This is a genomic window from Lysobacter sp. GCM10012299, assembly GCF_042649405.1.
Taxonomy (GTDB): domain Bacteria; phylum Pseudomonadota; class Gammaproteobacteria; order Xanthomonadales; family Xanthomonadaceae; genus Lysobacter_J.
The window spans coordinates 93,953-110,361 of the sequence record NZ_JBHRZC010000007.1; the positions used below are offsets into that span (position 1 = coordinate 93,953).

The 16,409-nt window shown below is 61.7% G+C and carries 25 protein-coding genes; 11 read left to right on the forward strand and 14 right to left on the reverse strand.

Features of this window, described 5'->3' with window-relative positions; genetic code table 11:
- Positions 1–151 precede the first annotated feature (151 nt).
- The 9 genes from ACFOPO_RS16325 to ACFOPO_RS16365 form a co-directional block, all read right to left on the reverse strand.
- On the reverse strand, positions 152–883 hold the full coding sequence (locus ACFOPO_RS16325) for a hypothetical protein (RefSeq protein ID WP_386704575.1): 732 nt from the start codon (positions 881–883) through the stop codon (positions 152–154).
- A 74-nt stretch (positions 884–957) separates the two neighbouring features.
- Positions 958–2,595, reverse strand: coding sequence for a lambda-exonuclease family protein (locus ACFOPO_RS16330; protein ID WP_386704576.1), 1,638 nt, complete (start codon positions 2,593–2,595; stop codon positions 958–960).
- Positions 2,592–3,524, reverse strand: coding sequence for a phage recombination protein Bet (bet, locus tag ACFOPO_RS16335; protein WP_386704577.1), 933 nt, complete (start codon positions 3,522–3,524; stop codon positions 2,592–2,594). Before bet ends, ACFOPO_RS16330 begins: the two co-directional genes overlap by 4 nt.
- Positions 3,521–3,832 (reverse strand): KTSC domain-containing protein, encoded by a 312-nt coding sequence (locus tag ACFOPO_RS16340; protein WP_386704578.1) that lies wholly within the window; start codon positions 3,830–3,832, stop codon positions 3,521–3,523. Before ACFOPO_RS16340 ends, bet begins: the two co-directional genes overlap by 4 nt.
- Positions 3,833–4,037: 205 nt before the next feature.
- Entirely contained in the window at positions 4,038–4,295 is a 258-nt protein-coding gene (locus tag ACFOPO_RS16345) for a hypothetical protein (protein WP_386704579.1), read from the reverse strand.
- Positions 4,296–4,398: 103 nt separating this feature from the next.
- On the reverse strand, positions 4,399–4,587 hold the full coding sequence (locus ACFOPO_RS16350; protein WP_386704580.1) for a hypothetical protein: 189 nt from the start codon (positions 4,585–4,587) through the stop codon (positions 4,399–4,401).
- A complete protein-coding gene (locus ACFOPO_RS16355; protein ID WP_386704581.1) occupies positions 4,584–4,820 on the reverse strand; it encodes a hypothetical protein in 237 nt (78 codons plus the stop codon). Before ACFOPO_RS16355 ends, ACFOPO_RS16350 begins: the two co-directional genes overlap by 4 nt.
- Entirely contained in the window at positions 4,817–4,963 is a 147-nt protein-coding gene (locus ACFOPO_RS16360) for a hypothetical protein (protein ID WP_386704582.1), read from the reverse strand. The genes ACFOPO_RS16355 and ACFOPO_RS16360 overlap by 4 nt, the downstream gene beginning before the upstream one ends.
- A 308-nt stretch (positions 4,964–5,271) precedes the next feature.
- Positions 5,272–5,778: a helix-turn-helix domain-containing protein gene (locus ACFOPO_RS16365; RefSeq protein ID WP_386704584.1), complete on the reverse strand. Its 507-nt coding sequence runs from the start codon at positions 5,776–5,778 to the stop codon at positions 5,272–5,274.
- Positions 5,779–5,851: 73 nt separating this feature from the next.
- Between ACFOPO_RS16365 and ACFOPO_RS16370 the strand changes: the two genes are divergently transcribed.
- The gene (locus ACFOPO_RS16370; RefSeq protein ID WP_386704585.1) at positions 5,852–6,061 is read left to right on the forward strand and encodes a Cro/CI family transcriptional regulator; all 210 of its coding nucleotides are present in this window, start codon (positions 5,852–5,854) and stop codon (positions 6,059–6,061) included.
- 69 nt (positions 6,062–6,130) lie between these two features.
- Here the strand turns inward: ACFOPO_RS16370 and ACFOPO_RS16375 are convergent, their stop codons facing one another.
- The 3 genes from ACFOPO_RS16375 to ACFOPO_RS16385 are packed head-to-tail and all read right to left on the reverse strand — an operon-like array spanning position 6,131 to position 7,328.
- Entirely contained in the window at positions 6,131–6,418 is a 288-nt protein-coding gene (locus ACFOPO_RS16375; protein ID WP_386704586.1) for a hypothetical protein, read from the reverse strand.
- Between the two features lie 59 nt (positions 6,419–6,477).
- Positions 6,478–6,966 carry a hypothetical protein gene (locus ACFOPO_RS16380; protein WP_386704587.1) on the reverse strand — a complete coding sequence of 163 codons (489 nt, stop codon included), beginning with the start codon at positions 6,964–6,966 and terminating at the stop codon, positions 6,478–6,480.
- A gap of 44 nt (positions 6,967–7,010) precedes the next feature.
- On the reverse strand, positions 7,011–7,328 hold the full coding sequence (locus tag ACFOPO_RS16385; protein WP_386704589.1) for a hypothetical protein: 318 nt from the start codon (positions 7,326–7,328) through the stop codon (positions 7,011–7,013).
- A 228-nt stretch (positions 7,329–7,556) separates the two neighbouring features.
- Here ACFOPO_RS16385 and ACFOPO_RS16390 point away from each other — a divergent pair, with 228 nt between their 5' ends.
- Positions 7,557–8,198: a hypothetical protein gene (locus ACFOPO_RS16390; RefSeq protein WP_386704590.1), complete on the forward strand. Its 642-nt coding sequence runs from the start codon at positions 7,557–7,559 to the stop codon at positions 8,196–8,198.
- 20 nt (positions 8,199–8,218) lie between these two features.
- Here the strand turns inward: ACFOPO_RS16390 and ACFOPO_RS16395 are convergent, their stop codons facing one another.
- Entirely contained in the window at positions 8,219–8,854 is a 636-nt protein-coding gene (locus tag ACFOPO_RS16395; protein ID WP_386704592.1) for a hypothetical protein, read from the reverse strand.
- Between the two features lie 162 nt (positions 8,855–9,016).
- On the opposite strand from ACFOPO_RS16395, the gene ACFOPO_RS16400 reads away from it, so the two are divergent.
- The 8 genes from ACFOPO_RS16400 (at position 9,017) to ACFOPO_RS16435 (ending at position 14,655) form a co-directional block, all read left to right on the forward strand.
- On the forward strand, positions 9,017–9,586 hold the full coding sequence (locus ACFOPO_RS16400) for a hypothetical protein (RefSeq protein WP_386704594.1): 570 nt from the start codon (positions 9,017–9,019) through the stop codon (positions 9,584–9,586).
- Positions 9,587–10,042: 456 nt separating this feature from the next.
- Positions 10,043–10,255, forward strand: a complete 213-nt coding sequence (locus ACFOPO_RS16405; RefSeq protein ID WP_386704595.1) for a hypothetical protein — start codon at positions 10,043–10,045, stop codon at positions 10,253–10,255.
- 353 nt (positions 10,256–10,608) lie between these two features.
- Positions 10,609–11,511, forward strand: coding sequence for a hypothetical protein (locus ACFOPO_RS16410; RefSeq protein ID WP_386704596.1), 903 nt, complete (start codon positions 10,609–10,611; stop codon positions 11,509–11,511).
- Positions 11,508–12,887, forward strand: coding sequence for a replicative DNA helicase (locus tag ACFOPO_RS16415; protein WP_386704598.1), 1,380 nt, complete (start codon positions 11,508–11,510; stop codon positions 12,885–12,887). Before ACFOPO_RS16410 ends, ACFOPO_RS16415 begins: the two co-directional genes overlap by 4 nt.
- On the forward strand, positions 12,884–13,342 hold the full coding sequence (locus ACFOPO_RS16420) for a recombination protein NinB (RefSeq protein ID WP_386704599.1): 459 nt from the start codon (positions 12,884–12,886) through the stop codon (positions 13,340–13,342). The genes ACFOPO_RS16415 and ACFOPO_RS16420 overlap by 4 nt, the downstream gene beginning before the upstream one ends.
- Positions 13,339–13,746: a hypothetical protein gene (locus ACFOPO_RS16425; protein ID WP_386704600.1), complete on the forward strand. Its 408-nt coding sequence runs from the start codon at positions 13,339–13,341 to the stop codon at positions 13,744–13,746. Before ACFOPO_RS16420 ends, ACFOPO_RS16425 begins: the two co-directional genes overlap by 4 nt.
- A gap of 234 nt (positions 13,747–13,980) precedes the next feature.
- On the forward strand, positions 13,981–14,214 hold the full coding sequence (locus ACFOPO_RS16430; protein ID WP_386704602.1) for a hypothetical protein: 234 nt from the start codon (positions 13,981–13,983) through the stop codon (positions 14,212–14,214).
- A 3-nt stretch (positions 14,215–14,217) separates the two neighbouring features.
- Complete coding sequence (locus ACFOPO_RS16435) at positions 14,218–14,655, forward strand: hypothetical protein (RefSeq protein WP_386704604.1); 438 nt, start codon at positions 14,218–14,220, stop codon at positions 14,653–14,655.
- Positions 14,656–14,662: 7 nt separating this feature from the next.
- Here the strand turns inward: ACFOPO_RS16435 and ACFOPO_RS16440 are convergent, their stop codons facing one another.
- Positions 14,663–15,565 carry a hypothetical protein gene (locus ACFOPO_RS16440; RefSeq protein WP_386704606.1) on the reverse strand — a complete coding sequence of 301 codons (903 nt, stop codon included), beginning with the start codon at positions 15,563–15,565 and terminating at the stop codon, positions 14,663–14,665.
- Positions 15,566–15,877: 312 nt separating this feature from the next.
- Between ACFOPO_RS16440 and ACFOPO_RS16445 the strand changes: the two genes are divergently transcribed.
- Positions 15,878–16,081, forward strand: a complete 204-nt coding sequence (locus ACFOPO_RS16445) for a DUF3955 domain-containing protein (RefSeq protein WP_386704608.1) — start codon at positions 15,878–15,880, stop codon at positions 16,079–16,081.
- The last annotated feature ends 328 nt before the right edge of the window (positions 16,082–16,409 follow it).

Genomic DNA, 16,409 nt, shown 5'->3' on the forward strand with positions numbered 1-16,409 from the left:
AGGGATAAACCGTGACGGGCTCCAGTCGCAGGATTCGTCGGCCGGGATGTGTCCGAACAACGCCACGCACTTCGGACAGTGGATGCAGTCGGCGCACGTCATGCTTTCCGGCAGGTCCATTTGATCGCCGCGGCGTCGGTACGGATCGCGCTCAGTTGCCATCTCCACCCCCTCGCTGGTCCAGTGCGGCGATACACCGCTCAGGCACATTCGTCACGACACAGCCATCGTCAAGCTGTATCCCGTACTTCCTGGTCGAATCGACCTTTGTCACTACGCCCGGAAAATTGGTCCCATAGACATCCCCCCAAATCACGCGGTCGCCAACGTTCAAGCTTTGCCGTGCGCGTTCGGCATTGAACTGGCGGCGGATGCGAACCGCCCACCAGTCCGGGCTGCTGATGATCGTTCCTGGTGCCACGTTCTCGCGCCACCAGACGTCGAAGCCTCGCGACTCGTCCCACGCCACCGGCTCAACCTTCCAGCCTGCGCGTGTCACCGGCTGAGGCTGGGTGCGGTCTAAGCCAAAGCTGCCAGCAGTGGTGACTTGACCTTCCTCTTTGGCGGCCATTCGGAGCGACCATTCTTCCAGCGACTCAGATGCCTGCGCCGGCTGGGTTGCGAGGGCGGCAACAAGACCAGCCCTGCAAGCGTCGCGAACTGCGTCACGGTGATAGCCACCAGCATTCGGCCGGCAGTCCTCTGACTCGATGACGCGACGCTGGGTTAGCAGGTAGGCATCAACCATGTCATCCGTGACAACCGCCTCCCCCTTCTCGCGCGCGTCAGCCTGGAGGGCGGCTTTTCGCCCTGACGAAGCGCGGCGGCATTCCTCAAGGTCGACAGCTTGCAAGGCATTCTCTAGCTCGTCAGCGCAGTTCATGAGAGCCATCCTGCATCCGACTTCGGAGCGGTTTGCTTTTCACTGGGGTTACCTCCTTTGGCTACGGAGATGACTTAGGCGGCTTGCTGCTGCGCCGCGTGCTGTTCGGATGCCTGCGCGATCACGCGGGTCAGGGCGGCGCAGATGGCGGGGAATGCCGCTGCGGAATACAGCTTGGCGGCGCGCTCGGTACCGACCGGATGGAAGCCCATGGACGCGAGTCCGTCGGCAGTGATCGACATCGGTCCGATCCGGGCATTGATGTCGCCGAGCTTGATGCGGGCTCCGGAGGGGGCGGCCGCGGCGCTGCAGGTGCTGGCAAGAGCTGCAGGTGCTGCAGGCGCAGTGCACGCAGCGGCAGCGGCAGCGGCTGGCGCTCGCTCCGTCAGCTTCGCCTGCGCTGTGCAGTGCTCCGCGATGCGCGCGGCGATAAGGTTGCGCAGGTCTTCCGGTGTCTTGCTCGAGCAAAGGGCCACGCGATCGGGGAATAGCGACTCGTGGCCGCTCGCCTGTTCAAGGAGCACAGCGATGCATGCACGCACCCGCTCCGCCTGCTGGCTAGCGGCGATCTTGGCCGACGCGACTGAACTGTCGACGGCGTCGCTGATGCTGCTCAGCGACTTCTTTCCCTTGATGGCCGCCCCAATTTCAGTTGCAAGGGATGCCGGAACTCCCAGGGCGTGCTCCCCCATCGTCGTATTGATGGTGACGTAGTGCTCTCGTACCTCCATCACGCCCGCGTTGACTATGTCGGCGCGACGGGTTTGCTCCTCGCGCGCGAGCAGCTTCTCGATCTCTAGGCGGACTCGCCGCGTCTCGGCGCTGACCTCGTCCATTGTGCGGAAGACCGCATCGATGTCGGCCGTCTGGCCTAGGACCTGTTGCTTCGTCGCTTCCAGACGCTCCTCGACGCCCTTGCACCACTTCACGGTCTGCTTGGCGTTGGCGAAGTCCTCATCGGTTTGCAGGTCGCGGTTGATGCTTCCGAGCACTGCCAGCGCATTCGTCTTGAAGTCTGCGAGATTGCTGGCCGTCACCATGCCGGTGACCTGGATGCTCAGCGCCGGCAGTTGGTCCGGCGCGCGCCCCTCTGGTGCCAGCGCCGCAGCCGGCTCCGACCGATAGGCGGCGACGTCGGCAGCGAACTGCTCCCAACCGGCGAGGATCTCGGCGCGTAGCTCCTGGTCTGGGTAGTACCAGCAGTGCCGCTCATCGACCAGATCGTCGACGCTGTTCCACTTCGATGCCATGAACAGCACGCGGTCGCCGCCGGAGACCAGCAGTTGCTGCTCCATCTGGACGCGGTATTGCTTCGGCAGATCGGCGCCGGTGCAGCCTTCGAACATCGCCGCGCGCAGGACATCGTTCAACGCCTTATGCTCAAAGGCCTCGTCCTCCATGAGGGTCAGGCCGTCGAAGCTGGCGGAGTGCGGGCTGTCGTCCGCCACGCCCACGCACGGGTACAGGTCCTGGCCGATGATCTTCTCGGCGAGCGGCCGCGCCAGCGCCTCGGCGCGGTGGCCGCGGTCGAAGCGTGCCTGCGTCGCGTCGTCGATTTCGGCGCTGATGCCGGTTGCGGTCTCACGCAGCAGCTCGGAGCGCGTCTTGTACTGGCTGCATCCGAGCATCGCCGGCGCGTCACTGGCGTTGAAGTGCTGGGCGCGGTGAGCGTGCCACTCCGGTGTGCCCTGGATGAGCTGGACGATCTTCATGCCTGACCCTCCGTGCCGCCGTCTTTGCCGACCTCGTCGCCTTCCTTCGGCGGGTTCCGGATCTCCTTCAGCTGGCCGACCGTGAATCGCGCCTTCGTCTGCAGCATCGCGATCAGGTCATCGGCATTCTTTCTGCCGCTGGTGATGAGGTGCCACCACTTCGGTAGGTTCGCTGCGAAGTCAGCCTCGGAGTAAAGCGGCAGCTCCTGTGCGATCGCCGGCGTTGTGCTGGCCGTCGAAACGCGCGAGGCCTGGACCTCGATCACGTCCTTGCCTTCCATCTCTTCGGCCGTCGGCTGTGAACCGACCGCCTCAGGGAAGGCCTTGCGCAGCGCCTGGGCCTCGGTGCACTTCGCCAGCTGCCCGAAGGCGCGCTTCTCCCACATGGCGTTCGGGCCGCCGTCGCCCTTGCTGGCGTAGTTTTCGATCCAGTACTCCTTCGCGGAGAACTCAACCACTTGGCTACCGAGCAGCTTGCGCACCGTGACGCGGCACCACTCCGGGTACTGGAAGGTCGTGGGAACGAGTCGCTTCTGGCGGCGACCGTTCGCGCCGTCTTCCCATACCTCCCGGTTTACCTCCATGGTGCAGGTGGGGCCGAACTCGGGCTCGCTGCAGCCGGCGTACTGGCCAGTGCGTGCGGCGTTGATGCGGTAGAGGCCGATGCCGGGCATGACGACGTCGCGGTCTTCCTTGATGTCGTATCCGCGTTCGTCCTTGCGACCGGTGCTGACCTTCATCGGTACGATGTGGACGGGCTTCGTCATGGGGTCGAGGCCGGCGGCCTGGCAGTACGCCAGCACCATGTCGATCGAGTCCTCGTTAGCGCCGGGATAGAGACTCGATTTCATCGCGCGGCGGATGGCCTCTGCCTGCTCGCCTGTGACCAGTGCTCCCTCGCGCTTCGGGGTGCGTGCAATTGCGTTCATTGGGCTTCCATCTGTTCCATGACGGCGTGGAAAGTGGTGTCGGAGACCGTCTCTTCGTCGATGCGCGTGAAGGGGTGACGGTCCGCGAACGGCTTGATGTGCGTGCCGAAGTGACGGCCAAGACTCTCGGCGCCCTTGAACGCTTCGAAGTCGGCGACGGTGAAGTTCGCGTAGTGATAGAGCGGGCCGGCGAGCTGGTCGCGACCGAAGCCGCGGAAGAAGCGAATGGCGAGCGTGTTTGTCTCGGCGTCGTGGCCGATGCTGTGGATCTGGGACGAGTTCGCGTCCTGCATATCGATGGTGCGCACGGTGTTCTCGCAAAGTGGGGGAATAGGTGCCCGGCTGCGGTTCGGGCGGTGGAGCGGGGGCCGGCGCAAGGAGGGGGAGCGCCGGGGCGCCGCAGCTCGCCAGGGGATCAGTGGCGGCGTTTGCGCTTGTGTCGCGCGGCGGCCCATCGAATCGCAGCGACGAGGAACAGCAGCGCAAGGAGGACGGCGGCATCAGCGGTAGCGATCATTGGCAGTCCTCGGACGCGCGATGGTTCGCGGGCCTGTGAAGTTCGACAGTGCTGGGAGGCAGGTGTCCGGTCTCGGACAAGACGCGAGCGCGCCGCGTGTTGTCGAGCGACTGGAACGCTTCCGGGTCCATGTCTTCGAACGGGAAGATGTCTGGGTCGGGTTCCTCGGGCAGCAGCAGGAACCACGTGTAGACCACGAGCGTCAGTGCGCCGGCGGCGATGACCAGGATCGAAAGCGCGAGCAGGATCTTCACTGCGCACCGCCGAGATGCAGCGATGGCAGGAAGTAGATCGCGGCGGGGAGCACAACGAAGACCAGCGCGTAGCACGCGGCCATGGCGAGGCGTTCGCGCATGCTCACGGCGCCACCTCGCGCAGCTCACGAACCGTGATCGGCAGACCCTTGGGGAACGTCTCGGTCCAATGCTTGACGAACCGATCCACCGCCTCGGGCGAGTGCTTGATGGTTTCGTAGCCCTGCGAGTCGGTGCACAGGAACCAGGTGCGCGGGAAGAGCTCCGCCTCCGGCTTCATGACGGCGCTCACGAGCGCACCGCCTTGAACCGAGTCTCGAACTGCCACTCACGGAACTGCTGGAACAGGCCGCGAGCGTCCAGGAAGGTGACGAAGTCGTCGACCTGCTGGCCGTCGGTGCGGGTGTCTTCCCATGCTTCGAACGCTTCCCAAGCGGCCTCGCGGGCCAGCTCCGCGCGCTCAGCGGCCAGCGACGGCGAGCAGTCACCAGCGCCCGGCATGCGGCTGTAGTTGATGGCGTTCATGCCAGCACCGCCTCGACGGTGAATCGGATGCCACCGTGCGCAGCGTTCCGGCGATCAGCCGCGCTGCAGGCAATGCGAAGGGTGGGGTAGCTGGCGACCGCGTGGCCGGTCTGGCCGTCGATCAGCTCGTAGGAGAGGGACATTGCTGGCTCCGTCTGATGCCCGATGCGTGGGCGACGGAGTAAATGTAAGCAGACTTACTTATATGCGCAAGCTGAAATGTAAGTGAGCTTACATGTGTTCAGCTTGCATTTATAAACAAAAGGCCCGCGGTGAGCGGGCCTTGAAATCGAGAGAGCAGGGGGCTGGCTATCTATTTCTCTCATGCAGGGGACTAGCTGGGCAATGCGCAAGAATGTCGCGCACCGCCCGGATCTCCGCATCCGTAAGAGGGGCTTCGCCCGTCTTCCTTCGCGGGAAATCCACTACTGGACAAGCCTCCGAGGTCCGCCTATCTGACGGGCTTGGTTCCGGAGGCCTCGAGGGTTCTCTCATGGGGAGCCTCTCTGGCTACGGGGTTGCGCGCGTACGCGGCATTCGTGATCTCTAGGAGCTTATCCCTGGGGACTTTGCCGCCATTCTCGACCGCTAGGTTGTACATAGCGATCAGTCGCATTAGACGCTCATTCCCAGCAAACGCGGCGCCCTGCATCAGCTCCTCGTGCCGGACCATTTCGTCCGCGTACAGAAAGAGTTCTAAATCTATCAAGGCCAGGTCGCCCGGGTGAGAACTTGGCTCCGGTGTGCTTCCGATTCGACCGGTACGGATGTACTCGGGATCGAGGCCGCTTAGTTTTGCCATCTGAGCAAGCGTTCCAGCCTTCAGGGACCGGGTTTTACCGCTTTCAATCTGATAGATGGCAGCGGGCTTCACCCCAATACGCCTCGCCCACTCCGCCGCATTGTCAACGCCGGCCGCAAGGCGCGCTTCGATCGCTCGGTCTTTCAGTTCGCTCATGTAAGCCAGCTTACCTGCGCGAGTAGAAAGTGCGCTTGCAATTTGAATGTAAGTGCGCTTACTCTTCTGGTCCATGGACATCAATGTCATCAAAGAAGACGCGGTCGCCGCATACGGGAGTGTCAAGGCGCTGGCGCAGGCACTCCGAATTTCTGGTCAGGCGATCTCCCAGTGGCAACCTGGCGAGCCGATTCCCGAAAAGCAGGCGCTAAAGCTGGCGATGCTGCGGCCCGACATCTTCGGCCCCGCGCCGGCTCCGGCCGATAAGGCGGAGGCGGCGTGATGTCAGCGAATCACAGGGCCGCCAACGAGGATCGGCGCATTGCCGATCTGCGCCGATCTCTTGCCAGCCTCACTCACCTTGAGCGTGCGCTTCTATCAGATGCGACCAATTCGCCGCGGTGCATTGAAAGCCATGCCGGAAGCGCTCGTTCTGAAAGCTCTCGGATTCCATCCATCTATCGACGAACGCTAAGACGTTTGAGTTCCACAGCCTGTTCAATTTGGCGGGGTCGGGGTGCGTCGAAATGAGCACATTCAACAAGCACTCCATTGCCCTGAGCCTGCCTTGCGTCAGAGCGATCAAGCGTTCAAGCGTGGCGATGTTGGCGGCAACGAGCTCGGCTTCTTCTTTCTTCATTCTAAGTCCCCTAAAGAGCGTGGGTGAAGCGGCCCCAGACAAAGCGGAGGCGGCGTGAGTCAGGCGATTGGAAATGCGCTCATCTGCTTCTCGGCACTGATGTTGGTGATCGTCAGCGTCCTCCTGACGCGCCATGGGAATCGGCTCGTCGAGGCGATCAACGAGATCCGTGCATTGGTGTCTGAGTTGGGTGTGGTACGCAAGAACAGATCGAAGGACTTAGGGCCTTCCTCCCTGGGCGAGAACCAGCCGAGCTCGCAACCCGATTGCGCTCCAGCCAGTTCATACACACCTGCGCCCCGATCGTTCACCTCGATGGACCAGGGGTGAAGCTTCGTGCCTCTCTTTCCTACTGCCTTGAGAAACACAGTGTCCTGCTGTGGATCAGGCGAGACCCGAACGTTCACGCGAACAGCGCCATCTTCCCTGCGATGGGTCCAGTTCACTCGCAACGTCATGCTATTTCGCAGCGCTAGCCACGCGCTGGTTGCCGTGGATAGTGCCGCCACGGCGGTAAAGAAGATCGTCAGTGCGGCGTCAAGTTTCATGGCCAGTTGTCCCGTAGTAGGGGGAGGGGGCCTCATGGCGATGTTCAATCTCCACGGCTACGTGCGGACAGAGGAGTCGTATTCATCAGTTCAGCGTCTCGCTTGACAATTGCCGAGCTGATCACGATCCGAAGCTCTTCCGTGAAGTTTGCAACTGCCTTGAACGCTTCGGCACGACTTTCCGGCTCGCCAAACAGCATTAGGCCTTCGATCTCGTATCGGACATCAAGAAGGAACTCGGCCGCAATCTCATCCCATTCGTCCCGCAGCTTTCGAGGGTCAGGATGCGTCCTAATCAACGCCGTCAGCATTGCGCGTTGTAGGGAAATTCGTAGAGGTAGAGGTAGCTGGTGCTCTTTCACAAATCGCTCCGTGATTCGTTGCTGATGTTTGTCCATGGTAAGGACGTCAGGAACCTATCACGGAGCACCTTTTCACCGCAGCGCAATGTGCGTGCGTTTGCGTGATGCGTTGTTTGTCTACACGACCGCGCATCAACTGATGCGGGGATTGGTCGTTGTGTCGCGCCGAATGTTCCGCGTGTCACCGGTTGAAGCTGCTGTGCCGACCCACGATGCACATAACACCCGATGGGCTACCTGATTGCTATGTCGTACTTTCAACTCCAGACCGAGCCGCGCTCGCGCACGATGCTTCGCCACACACGTCAGGCCGTGAGCGATCGCGCGCTCAACGTGCTTGCGTTCTCGGAACGCGTAGCTGATCGCTACTTGAGTGCGGTCGCTCCGGAAGATCGCGTGGTCGGCCTGAAAGAGCAGGGTGACACGATGGCGACTGCGTTGGCTGCGAAGAAGCACAACGGCATCGTCGTAGATCGCTTGATCAAGGGCGTTGTGAAAACCTTCCCGGCCGATCTCGAGGATGCCTGGGTCGGTGAGTTGCCGCAGCCGTACCGGCAGCGCTGCGAGCAGGATCTGGCTGCTCGTCGTGGTCTGCTGCCAGTGAAGGATCCGCGCGCCAGTACGGCGCCCGCGCAGCAGGGCGGCGAGCTATCCGCGTTGCTTACGGAGGTTGGCGACGTCGCTGCTGCGCTGGCGCCCATCTTCGCCGACGGGAAAGTCGACGCGGGCGACATGCCCTACATCGCCCATGCGCTGCGCCAGTTGGGTGAGCTGTTCACCGTGGGCCTGCAGCTGCACCAGCGGTTGACCAACGTGGCTGTCGAAGAAAAGGGCGCCACGCCGTCCGTAGCGCCCTTGAGGAGGGTCTGACTATGCCCTCGCGCAACTCATCACTTGAGCACGCAGTCTTTGAGATTCACGGTGGTCACGATCAACCCGCCGCCCGTGCAGACTGCAGTGACAATCTGGCCCTTCTTGAGGCCAGCGGCGACGTTATTGGCCAAGCCATACAAATCAACACTGTGGAAGTTGTCGCCGGCTTCCAGTTTCACGTAGGACGAATCAGTAAATCCCTTGTAGATTCCGTCGACCTTGCCGCGCACTTCAAGGCGCTTGCCTTTGTACAGCGCTTCGGCGGCCACTTCGTTCGCGTCGTAACTTTCGAAGAGATCGGAGGCGGAAACCGCTGCCACGGGCGCCGACGCCATGACTTCGGTCCGCTGCTGCTCCAACTGTGCATTTGCGCTAGCCGCCGTCGCCGCGACACCTCCCGCGAACAGCGCAAGCCCAATGAAATAGACGACGGGCGAAACGATCAGCGACGCGATCAATGGCCACAGGCCTGCGCGTGCGCCGAGCTTTGACATGGCAACGATCGCCAGGACAAATCCGACAGCGTTTAGCGGCCAGCCAACAATCCAGCTGGTTAGGGGTAGTGGCGCGAGAAACGCGACCCAAGCAATGGCGAGGCAGATCCAGGCTGCCTTGCCGGCAGTGTTGGGAGCGGATGTGACTTGTGCATTCATAGCGGTGAAGCTCCTTCGGTTGGGTAATCAACCAGCGTATGAAGCGCTGATCGACGAATGCCATACGAAGGTGCCGAGATGTGGCGTGGAATTGTCTAGAGCGGGCGCAGATTCATCGCGCACGGATGTGCCTGACATGCCGAAGGCAATGGGAGTCGTCGAATGAAAAGCCCCATCAGCCGCCTGGTGCGCAACGCCACACCAGTGAACAAGGACGCCGCCCGAGTGGCGTTCTTCCGCGGCGAGCGCTTCTCCCCCCCGTCGTGCGGTGTCGGCGCGGCGACGCACACTTGGCGCTATCCGCCGGATGTCGTCGGCGTGATGCCGGTGTGGGACCGAGACTGGAAGGGCTACCGCTTTGGGCGCATGACTGCGCTGTACTGGTATCGCCCCGGACGCGGCAAAGGTCCTAGCGTCTGGATTGCCCGCTGCGACTGCGGCAACTACGAAGCGCGCCGACCAGAGCGCTGGCATTCCGACGTTCCGACTCGATGGCGAGGCAACGACGCTTGCGCTGCATGTCGGGACGTCGACTTCGCAACTGGAAAAGCACTCAAGACGAGTCGCGATACGCGTAAGGATCGGCTGAATGAATGGCACCAACGCATGCTACGGCTGGGCCTGGACACGGCAGAAGTAATCGCCGTGATGCAGGCAGGCGATGTCGACACCGCTGGCAAAGATGCCGATCAAATCCGCGCCGAGTTGGCCGCGCGAGAGGTGGTGGCATGAACCGCTTGACAGCGGGCCTCGCTAGCGAGCAACCTAATCTCGTGCCCCATAAAGCGGGCACCAGTGGGTTTGACAGCCCCAGCTCAAAGGCGCAAGAAGCGCCCATCGTCGATGTCGGCGCTTTTTTCATGCCCGCGACGCGGGGCATGCGTAACGCAGCTCGTCTATGGCGGGCGGCGTGGGGGCACCGCAAGGTGCGCCGGCCCTTTGACCGGTCTGTCAACCCTGCGCCGTCCGTCACCTCGTTTGACAGCGCGGTGGCGGGCTCCAACTATCAAAGGAGCCCCCATGGCCCGTTGCGCCACCTGCGCCTGCGCGCACTGCCGCGTTGCAGCGCATCAGCAGAATCAGCCCAATCTGTCGGCGGAAACGTCTCAATCACCCTGCGTCACGTTGACGCAGGCCGCCGCGTGTCCGTCTGTCGATTCGGATTCCCCATTCAGAAGGAATCGATCGATGGCGAAAGAACCCGACACCAACTGCGCATGCGTGGTGGTCGCCTTCACCGCTTCACGCAAGCCGCCGACCAGGCGCGAGCAGAGCATCATCCAGGAACTCTTCGAGCAAAGCCGCGCGAAGTTTCCGGGCGAGAGCAATCGGCACCACATGGCAGTTGCACGCCGCATCGTCGAGTTGAGCAGCCGCGTTCTGACCAGGCGCGAGCGCTAACTCGCGCACTCCCTTACCGCACCCCCTCACTGCCGGGTAGCTCCCAGCAGGACAGCCCGAGACCAGCGGGTTGGGGGTGCTTCTTTGCCTGGTGTTCTGGCGGTCGTTCATGAAACGTAATCTCAGCCTGCGCGAGTGGGTCAACGATGCTTGGCGGATTTTCCTCATAGCTCGGCTTCGACAGTTGGTATGGCTTTCCTTCTGGTCCTACCGCGGGCTCCAGTGGTGCGTTGCGCACGGGCAGGATGTGACCCGTTGGGCGTTGCGCGAACGCTTCAATCAGTGCGGTCGCCTGTCCGGGCCGCGGCGCGATCGATTGGAGCGGGAATTCTTGGCTCGAGCGCGGAGGAGTGATGGCCTCTGAGAACTGGTCATGGTGCCGCTGGCATCACGGAACGGTAAACGATCCCAAGTGGCGTGTTGTTGCGTCACGCTGCGTCACAAGCGTCACAAGCGTCACAAACGTCACCGTTGGTCACGTCGTCGCCGTTTGGGCAGCGATGGTGGAAAACGCCTCCCAGTCGCCAAAGAGGGGGGAGTTAGCGGGGTGGGACGATGAAGACGTGGCAGCGGGCCTGGGCTTCACGACCGAGCAGGTTCGAGCCATCCGCGAGGCAATGCAAGGGAAGACTTTGGAAGGCGGGAAGCTCTCTGGCTGGGAAAAAAGGCAGCCAAAACGGGAGGATAGCTCCGCAGGAAGGACGAAAGCGTGGCGCGAACGCCACCGTGCCAACGGCGACACTGGTGACGCAAGTGTGACGCATGGTGACGCGCGTGATGACGAAGAGACGCACGGTGACCATAGAGGAGAGGAGAAGAGAGAAGAGAAAGAGCAAAAGAAATCTTCGTCATCTGGCGATGACCAGCGGGTGGCTGCGTTCGATGCTCGCCTTGCGGAAGTGGCGCGGGACGCGATCGAGACGTGGAACGAATCCACGCTGGTGACCGAATGCGGACTGCCGTCGGTCAGGGCCAAGGTCGGGTTCGACAAGCGCAAGGAACAGGTTCGCCGAATGTTGCGAACGGCCCGGGATATCTGCCAAGAGCAGCTCGGCTCTTCCACAGTCACCAGGCAGTTCTGGGTCGGGCTTTGGAAGCTCTACGCTGCCGATGAGTTCTACTCCGGCCGCATTCCTGGCGGGAAGGGCCATGAAAACTGGCGGCCTGATTTTGAGTCACTGACACAGGAAAAGTGCGTCCTCAGGATCTATGACCGGGCGGCGCCCGAGGCTCCGGTAGCGGAGGCCCAGGCATGAACTTCGACGAGATCGATTCGCTCCACGTGCCGCCGCAGTCGATTGAGGCCGAGCAACGGGTGCTTGGTGTCGTGATGGCGTACCCGTCGACGCTGTGGCAGGCGATGGACGTTCTTGAAGCAGACGACTTCTACCGCGGCGATCACCGGCAGATCTGGGAGGCGATCGCCGACCTTGCCGATCGCAAGCGACCCTACGATAGCTTGGCGATCAGCGAGTGGTTCGACTCCCGCGGCCTGACAGAGCAAGTCGGTGGCGCATACCTGATCGGCCTTCAGGCCCATGCGTACAGTGCCGCGAATGTGACCGCTTATGCACGGATTGTGGCGGACAAGGCCTTGTTGCGGAAGTTGATCGACGCGGGCACGGCGATGGTCAATTCGGGGTTCAAGCCAAACGGCAGGGATAGTGACGAACTAGTCGCCGAGGCCCAACTTGCCATGCAAACGTTGCAGCCGAAGCAGCGCGGTGGCTTGCAACCGGCAAAGGATTCGTTGCTGGACTGGTACAACGACCTTGAACGTCGCTACGAGCTTGGCGACCGGCTGACGGGCATGCCGACCCCGTGGGCTGAGCTGAACAAGTCCACGCACGGTCTCCAAAAGGGCGAGCTGATCCTGCTGGCGGCCAGGCCGAGCATGGGTAAGTCGATTGCAGGAATGAACCTTGCGCTTTTTGCTGCCCTGCGCGGGCACAACACGGCAGTGTTTTCACTGGAGATGAGTCGGCGCCAGATCCACCGCCGCAACATCGCATCGCTCGGAAACGTGCCGCACGACTGGCTTCTGGCGCCGCGAGACAGCCACGGAGAAGATCACTGGGCAGCGATGAACGCGGCCCTGAAGCAGATCAAGAACGCAAAGCTCCATGTCGACGACACCAGCGACTTGACGATCGGGCAGGTGATGTCGCGTGCGCGCATGCTCCACATGCAGGACCCCATCGAGCTGATCGTGGTCGACCACGTCCACGACTTCAAGATCAAGGCAAACGAGGCTCGTTTCGAGTACGGCAAGGTCGCCCAAGGGCTTAAGACGCTGGCAAAGGAATTTGACTGCCCTGTCGTCGCACTTGCGCAGCTCAACCGCAACGTGGCCACGCGCGGTGAAAAGATGCCGACGCTTTCGGATCTGCGCGAGTCGGGCGAGCTCGAGCAAAAGGGTGACCTGATTCTGTTCCTGCATCGCGAGGAGTACTACGACGCAAGCATCGAGCCCGGCGTGGTCAAGATGAAGATCGCCAAGGGGCGTGACATCGAGGCAGGCAAGACAATCTACCTGCGAAATGACTATCGGCACATGGCGCTGAGGGATCAGCCGGATGGGTTTGAGCTGCCGACGACGACTGTCCGAGACCGAACCGGGTGGGGGCAATGAAACAGGTCTTCATCAGCAAGCGCGACAACCCTGCGCGCCGCGCGGTGGTCGACCGCGCGATCGGCACGATCAACGCCCTGGCCAGCGGCGATGACTTCCAGGTCACCATTTCCGACGTGGCGCGCACGCTCGATCAGAACGCGGCAATGTGGGCGTCGCTCCATGACTTCGCGTCGCAGATCGACTACCCGGTGATCAACCCGGACGGCAGCCGAGGCCGCGCCGGCGAGGATGACCTGAAAGCGATCCTGACGGCGGCATTCGAGCAGGAGACGCGCATGGCGCCAGGGCTGCACGGAGGAACCGTCTTCCTCGGCGCGCGCACGTCGAAGTATGGAAAGAAGAGGATGGGCCAGTTCCTGAGCTTCGTGCACGCCGAGGGCGCGCAGCGAGGCGTGGTGTGGAGCGAGAAGGCTAAGGATGACCTGGCGTTCTACACGCGAGGTGCCAAGTGAGGCGTGCAATCAAAGCCGCGACGAAGGCTGAGCTGGCGTACCAGGACGCGGCGCGTGCGCTCGGTTGCGTGGTGTGCCGGTACCGGATCGAGCACGGCCTGCAGCCGCGCGTCGCCGGTCAGTGCGGGCCCACGCGGATCCACCACCGCAATCTAGGCGACCTCCATGGCCAGCGGCAGCTTGGTCAGCACGCGGTGGTCGCCCTCGGCGACTGGCATCACCAGGGAATCACGATCCCGAACGTGTCGGCCAAGGGGATGTACGCGGTCTACGGCCCGAGCTTCCAGGCGCAGGCGCGCGAGTTCCGCGCATGGACAGCAGACGTACTGCCGGGCTACGGACGCGGCACCGAGGCGTGGCAGCTGTGGCAAGACGAGTTGATCAACGGAGCACGAGCAGCATGAGAGTAATGCCGACCTTTCCCGGCGGGATCGCCAAAGTCGGGGTGCGCAAGAACTGGCTTGGCAGGCCAGTAGTCGTAATTCAGCGGCATGAGGAGCGAACGCGGTTCCCCGCACCTGGCGTTGCGTTCACGGAAATCTGCGGTCTGATGCCAGCGCGGGACGCCACCTGCCACGACATCCCGGAACTGGCTGCCCTTCTGGCAAAGCAGGATGGCGCGACGCGAGGCCACGGTGATGAGTGAAGCACTGGAACTCGAGATCGAGGCCGCCTGGGTCGAGCTGACTAGGATGCGGGCCGGTCGTCAGCGCACGCTGTACCTCACGCCAAGACGGCATGTTGAGTGGCGTCCGAAAAAGCTGGAGTCGCCAAACTGCATCGAGATCGGCACATACAGCAACGGGGCGACGCTGGCCGACCTGCGTGACGACGTTTTCTGGACTCACGAGCAGAGACGGAAGGCGGCCTAAGCCATGGCGCGGAATCAAATCGACACCTTCGGCGCATACGTGCGCACTCGCCTCGAAGACTGGGGTAGGGAGTTCGCCCTACATCGTGACTGTGAGTACCTCGGCCACCAGTCCAAGAACATGCTGCAGGTGCTCATTGAGCACCGCGGAGAAATGCCCCCGCGGCTGACTGGCTTTAAGCCCTTGGAGATCCCCGCTGGCCCGCAGCAAATCGAGGACATCGTCTTTGAAATCGCACGGTTGAACGTGGCGCGGGCGACGGTGTTGCGCGCCTACTACTGTGGCAAGGGGCGGCGCGGGGCGGAGAGGCTCGAGCTGGCCAACGAGATGCTGGCCAGCCTTGGTGGCGAGCGGCTTTCCAGAGGCAGGTACTTCACCGAGCACGAACTCGGCGTTGCAGAAGTCCGCGGAGTGCTGGTTGGTATAGCAAGAGCGGCATAGTGACAATTTACTGTTTGGTGAGCATCGGCCTTGCGACCGCATCAATCAATTGCTTTGCACTTGCTGGCAGGAAGGTGCCGTTGGCGACTTTGTTCTGGATGTACTTCGGAAACTTTTGAGGCACGTAGTTTTCCTCCAACCAGCCGCGGAATTCGCCCAGCGCGGCGGTTGGATAGATCCAGGCTTCGACCGGGTTAACAGCGGCCTGGGGGAAGGTGTCGGGAAAGATATGCCCATGCTTTTGGCGTTCGCCGTAAGTGCCGTCCAAAGCATTCGCGCGCCAATGGTTCGCCCAAGTTTGCCCCACACTGATGTCTGGGACGGTGTGGCCGTCAAACGGACAACCAGTGCGAATCAGATGCACGACGAGATCGGCAATCTCCCTAAATACAGAGAAGTAGCCGCGAGGAATCTGGTCATTTAGCAGAATGCGCTCGTGAAACACTTTCCACGAGTCCGGAATTGCGGCGGCCGGGTCGTAGTTGCAGCCCTTGTAGATAAACGCGCGGAACGACGAACGGGCGAGAATTCGATAGTTCCTAAGCGCCGTTTCATTTGCACCTTGGCCGCCCTCGAAAGCGTAGTATTCCAGGATGGCCATGCAGACCGCGTCGGTATACGCATGTTCGCCGCTGGCGATGTTGCGCAGATTGAGTGCGGTACCGGTAAAGCCCTGGGCCACGAGGAGCTCAGAAATCTTACGACCGCGAGGCTTGGCCTGCTCCTCTGACCAGTTGTTCGCCATTCGAATCAGCACGGAGTTGTCGATGCCACACATCCGCGCCAAACCGCGCGCCGTGAGGTATGGCGTTCCATCGTTCAGGACACCCATTGGGATGCCGTCGATTTCCACCTGCTTTATGGCGAAAAGCTCGCCCTGCGGATGCCGCTGCTCAACTAGGCCATTCAAGTACCTAACTCCTTGATATTTAAAAACTTTAGGTGCTGCTCTAATTGTTAAACGCTGCGTCAAAGTGCGACGAACAGCAGCCTAGCCAAAATATCGGGGTCTGTCTCGACTTGACACAGTCAGACTTGCCTCGCAGTATTTCCGGCACGATGTGATACGAGCCCCTGGCGAAAGCCGGGGCTTTTTAATTCGCGGACTTGGTCGAGTTGCCCGGCACCAGTACTGCTTCACGCACACTTCGTCCTGCCTTCACACGACTCCTCGAAACTGCTGCATGTGGCAACTGTGCCTGCAGATGAAGGAGTGACAGGAATGATTGGTAGGTTTTCGGTAGCGTCGTTGGGGCTTGGCGTCTTCTGCCTTGCTGCATTTCAGATCATCGGCTCGACGGTGGACAGCAGTGGTCTGTTACACGAGGCGTTCGCCCTGATTCCAGTCGGAATGGTTCTCTTGGTTATTGGCGGAGCGCTCGGTATTGCCTGGTTTGCGAAGCGGCATAGACGCACAGCTCCATAAGGCGATCGATTCTGCAGTGCTGTCCTCGCGTCACGGGGAATCCGCTTTTTCGGCCTGGCAATGTGCATTGGTCTCGCCGCCTTCACCGTGCTTGCAGCGAGATCTCCGTTTTTCGCCGACGTGTGCAGACGAATCATCTTGTTATGCGGAATGTTCTGCTGTCTCGGTGTCGGCCGCGGGTCATATGCTTAAGGGCCTTAACTGCTATACGCGTATCATGAAGAAGAAAGTCGGAATGTTGCTCCTGTCCCTTAGCCTGATGGTGTTTCTGGGTGGTTGTGACGACAGTGCGGCGGAATGCAACCTGGGCAATTGCCGGTTGTTCGGT